Below are 13261 nucleotides of genomic sequence, written 5' to 3' on the forward strand. Positions count from 1 at the left end.
ATGTCCAATTGGACCCGTACTGTCCCCAATACGATTCAGATATGGCGCTGCCGCTTGGTCCTGTCTCAAAACCCATGCTATAGGGGAAGCTGGTTACCTGGCAATAAGTTGGGGAGGGAATAAGTGCGATACAGAAGAGGCCGCACATCGAACCCGCATATACAAATAGCAGGGCTCGTTTCATGGGGATACGGCTCCGCGCACACATGCCGAACGCGAATCAGTTCCGGCACATCTCAAGATGCCCACGTTAGCACACAATCTAGAATCACCGAGAGCAATGCAGATAGGAACTTTTATCGCTGTAATGTGCCCGAAATACGCTGCCGTGTCAAGCAGGAGATCAACCGAAAAGTATTTCGAGCGCAAGGCGCCGGCGCAATGAAAAATGCGCAGGATGGAGGCATGCATTCCCCTCTTCATAGGGACCACAGCAGGGTATCCGTTCCGCGAAAAGGCCTTGTGCTGAACCCCTCCCTCCCCACGGATGCGCGAGGAGACGAGCCGGCTGCACGGGGAGGCAGCGCAACCAACTCAAAAAAGCGCGGCGGAGAGGAAGGCAGGCCCTCCGCGCGGGGAGGAAGAGGGAACCGATCAATGCCAGCCGAGTATCTCCGCCCCTTCCCATCCCTCCACCCAATCCAGCATCCACCCGTAGGGCGGGGAGACCGTCTCCGGATCGGGCTGGAAGTTGATCTTCATCTCGAGCGGCGTGGGCGACACGATCGGCGTCTCCGTCGGCGTCGGCGTGATCGTGGGCGTCGGCGTGATCGTCGGCGTTGGCGTGACGGTTGGCGTCGGGCTGCTCGTGGGCGTCACCGTCGGGGTCCAGGTCGGCCCGATGTAGACGTTTCCGCGGACCTCGACGTCATCGACGAACCAGTCGTCGTGGCGGCGGGAATGGTTCGTCCCGACACTCCTGAACCGGAAACGGAAGTTGGCGTGGAGGGCGGCGGCGGGGAGGGCCGTGCTCACGACGACGTAGTCGCTCATGTCGGCGCCCGAGCCGTAGTACCGGGTGAGTTCTATCCACGTGCCGGAGGAGTCTGTGTACTCGACGATGAGGTCGTCGTTGATCTCGGGCGAATCCCCCGAACCGGCGCGCTCGTACGCGTACGTGAGCGTCGCGGCCGTCTGCGCCGCGAGGTCGATCGCCTTCGATTCGATCCTGTCGCCGCCCGTGGATTGGCCGTTCAGGTTGAGCGCGTAGCCGGGATGATCGCCGTCGGAGACGCTCTGTGCCTCCCCGACGTTGACGGTCCAGTTCGAGGCGTCGAGGACAGTCGACGGGAAATCGTCGGAGAAGCGGAGGTACGGCAGGGGCGTCGGTGTCGGCGTCGGGGTGATTGTCGGCGTCGGCGTATGCGTCGGCGTCGGCGTATGCGTCGGTGTCGGGGTGATCGTCGGGGTTGCGGTCGGCATCCCGTACGCGCTGTTCCGCGGGGCGCAGCTGATTTCGGAGAAGTCGATCAGGTTGTTGCCCGTGTCCTGGCCGTCCGACGTTCTCTTCCACGCCTTCCCGGACCCCAGCGTGCCGAGCAGGGTCCCCTCGTAGTATGCGCTCGACGCGGAGGCCCATCCCACCCTGTCGACGATAACGGAGGAGTTGTTGAGGAGCCGGGCGTAGCTGTTGGCGCCGTTGTCGGCGATGTTGATATCGGTGTGGACGTCCGGGGTCACGTCGCCCGTCGGGTTCGTGTCGGATATCAGGAAGAAGCCGTGCGCCGGGATGCTGTGCGCGGAGGTGAAGGTGTAGTCGTTGCCGTAGACGTCGAGCTGCCACCCGTCCAGGTTCACGGCGGAGCCGCTGGAGTTGTAGAGCTCGACGTATTCGCCCAGGCCCCCGGAGGAGGTGCTGAACGGCCCCACCTGGTTCACCACCACCGCGCCCGGCGCGGAGGTCGGGGTCACGGTGGGCGTGGCCGTCGGCCCCGCGGAGGTTGCGGTGGGCGTGGGGGTCGGGGTCGCGCCGCTCGACCCCTCGTCGGCGTCGTAGGCGTCATTCCGGGAACCGCCCGTGACGGTATATCGGTTCGTGGAGTTGGTGTATGTCACCACGATGGTGTCCTCGACGTAGGTCATTTTCGAGACCGGGTTCGGCGAGCTGCTGCCGCGGGCGGTGGCGTAGATCCACGAGACGCCGGAGTTCACAAGGTTGCTGAGCGTGCCCGAGGCGGGGTGGCTGTAGGAGTTGCTGGAGCCGACGAAGATGACCGCCACCTCGGGTTTGATGGCGTTGAGGAAGGTAAGGGACGAGGAGCTGCTCGATCCGTGATGGCCCACCTTGAGGACGTCGTAGTTGTTCGACGCGGTCTTGGGGCCGAGCACGTCCTCGACGTCGCTCGTCATGTCGCCCGCGGTGAAGTAGTCGAAGCCGTTCCACGAGAGGCGCAGGCCGATACTATAGCTGTTCTCGTTCGAGCTCAGCGAAACGGTGGTCCCGTCGAGGAGTGTGCTCTTGCCGGTCGAGGTGTTGCTCACGGCCAGCCATTCCGCGGTGACGCCGCCGATGCTCCAGGACGCGCCGGGCGTGGGAATCGCCGCCGCGGGGCCATAGGAGCCGTTCGTCAGGGTGCGCCAGGTGGTCGTGGCGCCGCTGTCGCCGCCCACCTGCGACCCCGCGTGGTGGTAGGCGGCCGTCGAATAGTTCAGGTAGCCGTCCACGAGGGGGCCGATGATCATATCCGCACCGCCGACATGGTCGGCGTGGAAATGACTGGCGGAGAGATAGTCGATGGAGCTTGTGTAGCCGAGGTTGTAGATGTAGTTGAAGATTGTGTCGCCGTCCGAGTCGGAGTTGCCCGTGTCGATGAGCCAGGTGACGCCGTTGGGGAACTCGATGAACGTCGCGTCGCCGAAGGAGACGTTGATATGGTGGATAATGAGCTGGTCCGCGTTCCAGGCGAGGGCGTCCGGCGAAGCGAATGCGGTGAGCAGTCCCGCGAGGCTCACCAAGACGATCCTGTGTCCCATTGAGCACTCCTGTCGTGGATAACCCCCACAGGGTTACACCATCGGATTCGAACTGCGGATTTACGACAATATACCCGTGCGCGCAGGTGGTGTCAAGGGCGCGGCATGCAAATATATTCTCATTGCGCTGCAATCTGTTACAGCGTAGCCGCGCGGCTCTACCGCGCGGGATGGCGTTTCATCCGCATCCCCCTTGTGGGGGTACCCACGGCGACATTTCCACCCTCTGAGAGGGCAGGGAACGCGGGCGAGGGAGCGCGTGGAGCGGAAGAGGGACGGGGGTACTTCACGCGGCACGCAGAAACTCACGCTGTTTCCGCACGAAAAGTTCCGAGGGGGGCGGCACCCGTCCCTTCGGTTATTTCCAGCCGTGGTTCAACGCGATGCCGTCCTTCGGACCGTTCAGCACCGCGCCCCCGGCATTGCTGTACCATCCGGTCGGCGATACGGCCTCCACCGGAAGGAAGTTGATCCTCCACGCGGCGACCGGCGAGGCAGAGGTGACCTCCACGTCGTCGAGATAGGCGATTTCGTTATTGGCGTTCGTGTAGACCTCATAGACGATCTCGATACTGTCCGTGCCGGCGGGCACGCTGCCGGAATACTCCCTGTACTCGGTGATGGTGTCGAGGTCGCCGCCCGTCTCCTCCAGGAACGGATCCTGCGCCACGCCGTCCGCCTTTACGTACGCACGCACCCATTCGTCATTCTCGAATTGGTTTCCACTGGTTCGCATGTGGAGTTTCATCCTGACGTCGGCTTTCCCCGCCACGGGGACGGGGCCGAAGGTGATCTTCCCGACGTTGTCGCAGTCCTCCGCGGCGAAGCTGTAGGTGCCCGTCCGCGGACGGAGCGCTTCCACCCCCCAGTCGTCGCCGGTCGGATCGTTGGTGCCGACGGTGTTGATGGTGTAGGCGAGATCGGCCGGATCCCCCTCGAAACTCGTGTAGGCGAGCCTCACCGGCTCCGCCGTGGGGAAGTGCGGGAAGGTAGAACTGTCTGCCAAATATGGACCATGGCTGAAGCCTCCTCCCGAGATGGTGAACGTGGAGCCGTCGGTGCTGACCACGACGTTGCTGTTCGCCCTGTGCACGGGGTAACTATTTTCGAATGTCGTGGCTGCGTAGGCGTAGGCGTAGTAGATCGCCTGTACGCCCGCATCCTCCAGATTCTGCAGTGTCGACTCATACGGTTTTGACCCGCTGCCGGCTATAACGGCATACTCGGGCTGGATGGAGTCGAAGTACGCCAGGCTTGAAGAATCGTTGGTGTAGGTTCCATGATGGCTCACCTTGACGACATCCACGTCAACGCCTTTATCCCAAAGCTCCTCTCCCAAGGGCCGTTCCGTGGCGCCGTACATATCCCCCGTGAACAGGTAGTCGAAGCCGCCGTAGCTGACCAGCAATGCCATGCTGTTAGCGTTCTCGATGGAGCTGTCGCAGCCCACCTGCGTCCAACCGGTTGAAGTCACCTTCTCGTTAGAGGCGACGCACTTCACGATCACGCCGTCCTTGTTGTAGAGGATATCCCCGGGTTTGCGGTTGTTCCGGTGGTGGTCCGGCAGCGGATCCCCGCAGACGGCGCCATGATCGCTGTGAAAATGAGACCTGGTGGTGACGTCTCCGGTCGCCGCATCGATCGACATCGTGGTTCCGTCGGGGAAGGTGATGAGATGCCCCTCATTGCCCGTGTTATACGTGGTGATGGTCAGGGAGCCCGCCAAGAGCGGGGCGGCGGTATGCGCAGCGAGGAGCAGTGCGAACACGGGTGCGGTGATAGACCTGTATACCATTGCATAAACTCCTACTGCAAAATCTCCTACTTACACCCCAGCACGGGCGGTTTGACTGCACAACCCTACAGTATCCTGATCCTGCCATTCAAAACTTACCCTTCCCGCGGCCCCTTGTCAAGGAGCCGCGGATATATATTGCCGTTGCCGCGCAAGGGGTTGTAACACGAAAGCGCGGTTCTGTCGGCGTGGCCCAGACGATACGTTCGCATCCCCCGCGGAGGTTTAGATTCGGGCGGCATATCGCCTTTTCGTGCAAGCGATTGAGAACGCGGTCCCGCGGGTTGAACAGGACTGCCGCGGGTGGACAATGCAAGGGCGGCAGCCGTGCGGCGATTTGTCAAGCCCGCGAGGGATCCAAAAAAGAGGATAGGGGTACTGCAAAGGCACAAGGGAACAGGAGCAAGGACCGAATCGGAGGATGCGGTGTGCAGCGCCTACCAGCTCCCCGAGTCGACGATCCATTCCCCGCCGGGATGAGACACGTCGTGCGGCTGGAAGCTCACCCTGAATACGATCGACGACTGGGGGGAAGACGTGGTGTTCTTCGGGTCTGGATCGACCGTGACGAAGTCGGCTGCGTTGCTGTTCGAGTCGGCGCCGTCCGCCGCGCGCCGCCACACGCGCTTGTAGGCCAGGTTTCCGAGGCGCGTCCCCTCGTAGTACGGCGAGGAGGCCCACCCCACCGTGTCCACGACGGTGGAGGAGGCGTTGCGCAGCCGGGCGAAGCTGTTGGCGCCGTTGTCGGTGATATTGATGTTCGTCTTCACGTCGGCCGCGACGCCGTTGATGGGGCTCGTGTCGGAGATCAGGAAATGGCCGCGCGCCGGGATGATATGCGCGGAGGTGAAGGTGTAGTCGCCTCCGTAGACGTCGAGTTGCCAGCCGGCCAGCGATATCGCGGAACCGCCCGGGTTGTAGAGCTCGACATACTCGCCGGGGCTCGAGAAGGGGCACACCTCGTTGATGCGCACCACACCGCCGCCGGGGGCGGGGGTGGGTGTCCGCGTCGGCGTCCGGGTGGGGGTGCGGGTCGGCGTCCGGGTGGGGGTGCGGGTCGGCGTCCGGGTGGGGGTGGGCGTGGGGGTCGCTGAGGCCTCGTCCGCCCAATAGGGGCCGTGGTTGAACGAGGACCCGGAAATGGAGAAGGTCTCGCCGTCGGTGGTGACCGTGATGTCGCCGTTCGCCCGGAAGACGATGTCGTTGGACGACGTGTAGTTCGGGGCGTAGTAGATCCTCGTAACCCCCGCCGACTTGAATGCGGCCAGCGAGGTTGCGTTGGGGCTCGTGGCGGTTCCGGCGATGACGACGTACTCGGGTGAGATGGACTCGAGGTACTCCACGCTCGATGAGTTGTTGGTGTCGGTGCCGTGGTGGCTTGCCTTGAGGATATCCACGCCGACCCCCGCCGCCCAGAGCGCCTCGCCCAGGGGCACCTCGGTGGCGCCATACATATCCCCCGTGAACAGGTAGTCGAAGCCGCCGTAGCTGACCAGCAACGCCATGCTGTACGCGTTTTCGTCGACGTCTTTGCACCCCGCCGTCTTCCACCCGGTCGAAATGACCTTCTGGTTGGAGGCGACGCACTCCACGATCACGCCGTCCTTGTCGTAGAGGATATCCCCGGGCTTGGTGTTGTTCCGGTGGTACTGTGCGCTCGATTCACAGGAACTGCCGCAATGGTCGGAGTGAAAATGCGACATGGTGGTGATGTCCCCGTCGGCGCAGTCGAGCGACATCGTCGTCGAGTCGGGGAAGGTGATGAGATGCCCCTCGCTGCCTGTGCCGTAGGTGGTGATCGTCAGGATCCCCTCGGCGAACGCCGGGAATGCGGCACAGGCGGCCAGGAGGTGAAAAACCGCGGCTGCAATGAGCGTGCGCATACCGCCCTGCCTCTTCTACGGATGAACGCGGCCACCGTGCGGGGGGCACAACCCCCGCTATTTGTAGAGTAATATACCCCAGGAAGGGTGAGGATGCAAACAATTATATGCGCCGTTCGTCAAAAATCGAAAGAACCCCCGTGCCCGTTCCGCGTGAAGCGGGTCCGTGCACTGCGCCGAATGACGGACGAGACGACCGGCTGGCGATTCGAGATGCGCAGGGGCCGGCGCGCATGCGGCGGGAAACGGCGGCGTCTACCAGGAGAAGCTGTACGGCGGGACGTGGGACAAGCCGTTGTTGCCGCTGCCCCAGTCGCGCATCCAGTCGCCTGTCGGGGGATCGGCGCCAGACGGCTGGAAGTTGATTTTCACGGTGTTCCCTGACGACGGCGGCGCGCCGCCCCCCAGTGTGACGAGGAGGTCGTCGAGATAGTAGGTCTTGGTCGTTCCGCGGCTGAATCGCAGGTAGATGTTGGAATACGACGAGAGATCGAACGTCTCCTTCTTGAAGCTGGCGCCGTAGTCCGTGGTGGTGGGCGAGCCCGGCAGATGAGTATTCCACGGCCCGCTCGGCGATGAGGAGTAGTGCACGTTGAAGCTCGTTGAGCCCGCGGTTGCGTACATGTAGTAGGACAGCGTGCCCGGATTCGAGAGCAGGGGGGTGATGAGGTAGTCGCCGTTGGCGTTGAAGCGCGCGCTGTGGCTGGGGCTGTGCGACTGGCTGGTCGACCAGTCGCTCGTATCGCCGCCCTCGTCGATCCATCCGGGTGGGGGCCAGGAGGTTTCGAAATCCTCGTCGACGAGGGTCGTTGCCGGGAGCACGTCGTACGACTTCATGATGGGGCAGTGATCCTGGTCGCCGTTGGCGGTATCGCCGTACTGCGCCGGAGCGACCGCGGAGAGGGGCGTGAAGACACGGCTGTCGAAGACGATGCCGCCGGCGTAGGCGCCGCTGTCCTCGCCGAGATCGAGGTTCATGATCTCGGCGCCCAAAAGTGTGTTGGGGATAAGCCAATCATAATTGTAGGTGCGATTCACGTTGGTGTCGTCGTCGCCCCCGGCCTGGTCGGTCGGCGTGCCGTCCGAGGTGGTGACCCAGCACGAGCCGGACCAGTTCGTGCTGTTAAGGAGGGTGGGGATCGGCTCCGAGGTCCGGTTGGCGGTGTTGAAGTCGCCGCCGAGCATCAGGTAGTGGCTGTTGGAGAAGTTGGTCTCGATATAGTCGATGACATCCTTGATCTGCGCCTTCCGGATCGCCTCATCCGAGGAGTGGAGATGCACGCTGACGACCTGCAGGTTGGTGGCGCCCGGGAGATCGATGACCGCCCAGTCGTGGTAGTAGTTCGCCCTCTGGAGGTCCGGCCAGCTCCCGGAGGAGAGGATATCCCACCTGCTGACAATGCCGTTGGGCTGGTAGCCGGACGAAGCCCGATGGTAGACGAACTCCGCCCCGAACGCGGTGCTGACCCAGCCGTCGAAGTCGTAGTCACCCGGGTAGTCGACGTACCATTCCTGGAGGCACGCCACGTCGGGCTGTAGCCCCTGGATGATCCGCACCGTTTCTATCCCGGCCTTCGTCGTGAGCTTGCTGACATTCCAGCTCATCACGCGGAGTTCGTCGGCGCGCGCGACCGAACCGCCTGGGGACGCCGTCGAGAGGAGGAAACAACAGACGGCGAGGGTTAAACACCGGGTGCAGCGACCTGGCGACAGCATGGCACGAAACCCCCATCACCCGTGTGCCGCGCGGGCTAATTGCCGCACGGTACATTCGTCGACCCCGGGCGAGACCTCCCAATTCATGATACTGTCTAAAGACGGAGGGCGCAACAGGAAATTTTCGGCAGGAAATTTTCGGCGACCCGACGATTCCCACGCCCCCGGAGGGGACCTCAACGCGCCCAGCCGAAGCCCGCTCCCGTCCTCCAATCCTCCACCGCGGCGGGCATCGCATCTGAAGGGGCGTCCGCGTCTCCCGGCTGGAAGCTGACCCTGAGAACGGGTGTCGAGCCGGGAAGGTTCGGCTCGCTCCCGCACATCGCCTCCATGTAATCGGTATAGCCGTCCCCGTCGGTGTCGGGGAGAAGCGGGTCGGTATGCCAGAACCCCTCCTCATCGGCGTTGGTGAGCCCGTCGCCGTCGCTGTCGACGTTGAGGAACCCCTCGTCGAGCGCTATCCGCACCGGGTCCAGTTCGGATGTCTGCACGGCATAGGCGGACTGGCCGTCGGTGGTGATGACGATGTCGCCGACACTCGGGCAGTCGGTTTCCCGCGCACAGGGGCACTCCTGCCCGCTCGCCGTGGTGCGGTAGACGAGCGCCCCCGCGGCGGTGACGCCCGTCGGCCGTCCCGCCAGGCTTGCGCAGGACGAGTAGACGGCCCTGCCGAGAAGGCGGTCCACGGCGTCCTGGGTCGGGTGGTTGTACGCGGTGCCGCCGCTGATGAGGGCGATCTCCGGCTTCATCGCGTTCAGATAGCAGGCCAGGGAGCTTGTCTTGCTTCCGTGGTGGTTGGCATGGAGGACGTCGACACCGCTCTCCGCGCTCAGGTAGGGAGCGTCGGAATGGTACGGATGCCCCGACGGATTGGCGTATGAGACGAGGGCGCAGGCCAGCTCGTCCTCCCGGGTGCCCGGCATGTCGCCGGCGGTCAGGTAGTCGAAGTCGCCGTACTCGATCAGCAGTGCGACGCTCCGGCTGTTGGGGTCGCTCGCGCTTGGGGCGACGTACGCGCCGTCGATGAACAGGCCGTTCGCCGCCACGCAGGCGGCGTATGCCCCCTCGCCGAGCGGGATGGGGGATCCCACCCCGATCGCCGTTCCCCGCCCGAATCCAGCGTTCACTCCGCAGTGCCATACTGCGCCCGCGGTATAGCCTCCGTTGAGGACGCTGTTGAGACCCCCGTAGTGGTCGTTATGGTCGTGCGAGCAGACGACGTAATCGAGGTGGCGCCCCCCCGGAGGGAATAGGTTGTTGAGGTAGGGGAGTACGTTGCTCGTCCCCTTGCCGCTCGTACCGCCGTCGATGAGGATGGTCGTCCCGTCCGGGCCGATGATAAGTTCGCTTGATCCCTGCCCGACGTCGATGACGTGGATCTGGAGCTCTCCGCAGCGTGCACCCCCCGGGATGAGGAGAACGAGCATCGCCGCCGCAACCGCGACTCCGCGCGCGCGTCTCATGGCCGTGCCCTCCCATCGTTCCATCTCCAAGATGCAGCATCCGGACGCGGAGCGTGTCATGGGAATGTAAAGGCAGTGTAAAATGCGGGGGGGCAGAGCCGGCCGCAGCCGGGCACGCGGTTGTGTGCCGCGCCGGAGGAGGGGGCGAAGTCCCCGGGGCGGGGACGCCCCGCGGGCTGGCAGTTGATCCGCGCCTGGGGTGGGCCGGCGGTCCGCCCGGGGGTCATCGGGGCGCTCCCCCCCGCCGCCTCGATCATGTCGCTCCGTGCGTCCCCGTCTCCGTTGGGACTCAGGGGGGGGCAACACGATAGGTGAAGACCTCCTCGCCCTCAAAGAGGCAATCCGCGTCGCTGTCGGGATCAAAACGGATCGGTCCGCCGGGCGATCTTCTCTGCGTCGAGGGAGCGGCGGGCGTTGTCTTCCACCGTCGTCCGGGCGGTGGATTGGACGCGGCGCCTTTCGGAAAGACCCACATCACGGAGATGTCGGCCCGGGGGGGAGGAGGGCTTTGACGATGCGCCGGGGGAGGGCGGGATCTCCCGGCTCCGAGACAGAATGCAGGTCCCCGGCGGAGAACAGGGTATATCCGTGCGCATCCACAGCGACGGATAGGTCATCCGCCAAAGCGGGAAAGGAGAGTTCGGCGGTACGCGGGAAAGCGGAAGGCGGCGCGGGAGACACGATGATGATGCAGACGGATCGACCCGCGGATTGCGTACGCACGCGTTCCGCCGTTCGGCGTCCCGGCGTTCAGTCCATCCATCCGTATGGATGCGGCGGTTCGGCGCTGCCGGAGCCGTCCTCCAGCACATAGTCGTACGGCGGGCTGGAACCCACGGGCTGGAAGCTGATCTTCCATGGGTTTCCCCACGGGGTGGGGGACGGGGTAGGTGTCGGCGTGGGCGTGGGGCCGCTGAAGACGCTGTTTTGGGCGCGCGCGGTGCCGTTCAGGGGATTGCCGTTGGCGTCGAGGCCGTTCAGAGTCGCGCCGTCGTTCCGCGCCCAGTTCTCGGCGAGATTCCCGGAGACCGCCGGATCCTTCCGCTCCATCGTGTAGTAGGACGGCGAGGCGCTTCCCGCGAACCATCCGCCCGCGCAATTCACCTCGTCGATGACCGTCGAGCCGAACTGGAGCGTGAGGTGCTCGCCGGAGTTGGAAAGGCCGCTCCCGCTGAAGGTCCCGAAGGTATCCGCAGGTAGGTCGCTCACAGCGTTATCCGACGTCCTCTCCGCGAGAAAATACCCGCTCGGTGCGATGGTCCCCGAGAGGGTGATGATCGCAGTCACTCCCCCTCTCTCGTGGAGTTTCCATCCGGCAACGGATATCTCTCCGCCGGTGGTATTGTGGAGCTCGATCCACTCGTGGGTGCTGCCCGCGGCGGTCCCGCCCCAGGCCACCTCATTGATAACCACAACCCCGGCCGCGACGGGCGTCGGGGTCGACGTCGGAGACGGCGTGGGGGTGGGGGTGCGGGTCGGCGTACGGGTGGGCGTGTTGGTCGGGGTCGGAGTCACGGTGGGGGTCGGGGTGCTGGTCCCCGTGTGCGTGGCGGTCGGCGTCACCGTGGGCGTGTGCGTCGCCGCGGGCCCGCCGCCGGCATAGACGCTGTTCTGAACGCGCGCGGTGCCGTTCAGGGGATTGCTGTTGGCGTCGAGGCCGTTCAGGGTCGCGCCGTCGTTCTGCGCCCAGTTCTCGGCGAGATTCCCGGAGACCGCCGGATCCTTCCGCTCCATCGTGTAGTAGGACGGCGAGGCGCTTCCCGCGAACCATCCGCCCGCGCAATTAACCTCGTCGATGATTGTCGAGCCGAACTGGAGCGTGAGGTGCTCGCCGGAGTTGTGCAGACCGTTCCCTCCGATCCGGTCGGCCGAGATGTCGCTCACCGCGGTGTCGTCGGTCCGCTCGACCAGGTAAAAGCCGTTCGCCTCGATGGTGCCGGTGAGCGTGCAGTACACGGTGGCGCCTCCCGCCTTGTGCAGGCTCCACCCCGAGAGGTTGAACGGGCCCCCGGTCGTGTTGTGGAGCTCGATCCACTCGTCAGAGGTGGAGGCGGCGGTACCCCCCCATGCGATCTCGTTGATGACGACCGAGCCGGCGGCGACGGTTGGCGTGGGCGTCGCGGTTGCGAGCGGGGGCGTCGGCGTCGGCGTGTTCGTCGGCGTCCAGGTCGGCTGGCCGAGGGGGGTGTCGTCGGTGTCATGGCCGGTGATCAGCGGGATCGGGTCCTCGCCCACGGGAAGCGCCGCGATCGACCAGTAGCTCCCGTCCGTCCGGACGTGCACGTGGTTGTTGCTGGTGTAGCACTCCGGGTACGTATCCTCGGGCGCCCAGGAGTCGTTCGGGGGGGTGTCGTCGCCCGGATTCAGGCGGATGATGCTCGGGATGCCCCGGTCGATGACGTCCCAGAGGTTGTCGACCGTCTCCCGGCGCGGGTGCTGAAACGCGTTCGGCCAGACGGAGATGATCGCCGCCTCGGGATCGAGCGCCCCGATGAAGGAGGGGGAGCTGATGCCGTAGGTATACGAGCCGTGGTGATCCACGAGCATCACGTCCACGCCTCGATCGAGTCCGTATTCTCCGATCACGAGGGCGGCCTGCGCCTCGTTGGTCCCCTCCGCGTCGCTTCCCAGGTACATGTCGAACCCGCCGTAGGTCACGAGGCAGGTGATGGACTGGTCATTTTCCGTCCCCGACGAAACGCTTTCGCGGTCCCGCACATACAGGAGGGGGGTCGTATCGGGGGCGCCTGCGGTAAGAAAGCGAAGCATCGCGCCGTTGCCGAGGTCGATGTCCGTGGAACCGTCGACGGAGACGGTTGCCCGCTTCCCCGGCACGGCATTCACGGTATTCATGTAGTTGGAGGAGATGCCGCCGCTCTGTGTCAGGGTGCCGCCGCGGTCGTAGTAGATCCCGAACTTCGATTGCCCCCCCATCTGGCTCACAAGGTCGTCGAGGCCTTCGATATGATCGCTGTCGTAGTGTCCGGCGATCGCATAGTCGATGTAGGGGATACCCTGGGAGAGGAGGAGCGCTTTGCACTGGGAAGCCCAGGGTGCCCCCCCGCCTTCGTCGAACAGGACGACCTTCCCGTTCGGGCCCCGGATCACCGTACCCGTCCCGCTCCCGCCGCCCCCCCAGATGGTCCAGAGTTCCAGATGCTGGGCGGACGCGGGGGCGCTCCAGGAGAGCAGGGCCGCAAGCAACAGATACCTCGGGGTACGGTTCATCGTCTTCCTCTTGTGCGGGCAGGGGGGAAGGTACGGCCGGGATGCACGGAACGCCTTCCGTTAAAGACTGTACCATGCATCTGCGGTCTGGACAATACAAAAGAGCGGCAATGCCGAATACTCTACCCATCCATGAGGGAGGAGTGTGCGGTTCTGTCGGGCGCACCCGGTCGCATCGATAGCTTCCGGAACGCCGATAATGC

At 64.6% G+C, this 13261-nt stretch carries 6 protein-coding genes; all 6 read right to left on the reverse strand.

From position 1 onward, the window contains the following. Nucleotides 1-594: 594 nt before the first annotated feature. The 6 genes from GXY35_10285 to GXY35_10310 all read right to left on the reverse strand — a co-directional run bounded on the left by GXY35_10285 (nucleotide 595) and on the right by GXY35_10310 (nucleotide 13058). Entirely contained in the window at nucleotides 595-2973 is a 2379-nt protein-coding gene (locus tag GXY35_10285; protein ID NLW94964.1) for an MBL fold metallo-hydrolase, read from the reverse strand. A 358-nt stretch (nucleotides 2974-3331) separates the two neighbouring features. Further along, nucleotides 3332-4768: a hypothetical protein gene (locus tag GXY35_10290; GenBank protein NLW94965.1), complete on the reverse strand. Its 1437-nt coding sequence runs from the start codon at nucleotides 4766-4768 to the stop codon at nucleotides 3332-3334. Nucleotides 4769-5205: 437 nt separating this feature from the next. Further along, complete coding sequence (locus tag GXY35_10295; protein ID NLW94966.1) at nucleotides 5206-6651, reverse strand: hypothetical protein; 1446 nt, start codon at nucleotides 6649-6651, stop codon at nucleotides 5206-5208. 255 nt (nucleotides 6652-6906) lie between these two features. Continuing rightward, on the reverse strand, nucleotides 6907-8367 hold the full coding sequence (locus GXY35_10300) for a hypothetical protein (GenBank protein NLW94967.1): 1461 nt from the start codon (nucleotides 8365-8367) through the stop codon (nucleotides 6907-6909). 176 nt (nucleotides 8368-8543) lie between these two features. Next, nucleotides 8544-9830 (reverse strand): MBL fold metallo-hydrolase, encoded by a 1287-nt coding sequence (locus GXY35_10305; GenBank protein NLW94968.1) that lies wholly within the window; start codon nucleotides 9828-9830, stop codon nucleotides 8544-8546. A 750-nt stretch (nucleotides 9831-10580) separates the two neighbouring features. Beyond that, nucleotides 10581-13058, reverse strand: a complete 2478-nt coding sequence (locus tag GXY35_10310) for a hypothetical protein (protein ID NLW94969.1) — start codon at nucleotides 13056-13058, stop codon at nucleotides 10581-10583. Nucleotides 13059-13261 lie beyond the last annotated feature (203 nt).

It is taken from the genome of Chlamydiota bacterium (genome assembly GCA_012729785.1).
Lineage (GTDB): Bacteria > Auribacterota > Tritonobacteria > UBA1439 > UBA1439 > UBA1439.

Excerpts from the sequence above, each read along its gene's own strand:
- GXY35_10285 (NLW94964.1), bottom strand. The coding sequence starts at position 2,973 with ATGGGACACAGGATCGTCTTGGTGAGCCTCGCGGGACTGCTCACCGCA.
- GXY35_10290 (NLW94965.1), bottom strand. The coding sequence starts at position 4,768 with ATGGTATACAGGTCTATCACCGCACCCGTGTTCGCACTGCTCCTCGCT.
- GXY35_10295 (NLW94966.1), bottom strand. The coding sequence starts at position 6,651 with ATGCGCACGCTCATTGCAGCCGCGGTTTTTCACCTCCTGGCCGCCTGT.
- GXY35_10300 (NLW94967.1), bottom strand. The coding sequence starts at position 8,367 with ATGCTGTCGCCAGGTCGCTGCACCCGGTGTTTAACCCTCGCCGTCTGT.
- GXY35_10305 (NLW94968.1), bottom strand. The coding sequence starts at position 9,830 with ATGAGACGCGCGCGCGGAGTCGCGGTTGCGGCGGCGATGCTCGTTCTC.
- GXY35_10310 (NLW94969.1), bottom strand. The coding sequence starts at position 13,058 with ATGAACCGTACCCCGAGGTATCTGTTGCTTGCGGCCCTGCTCTCCTGG.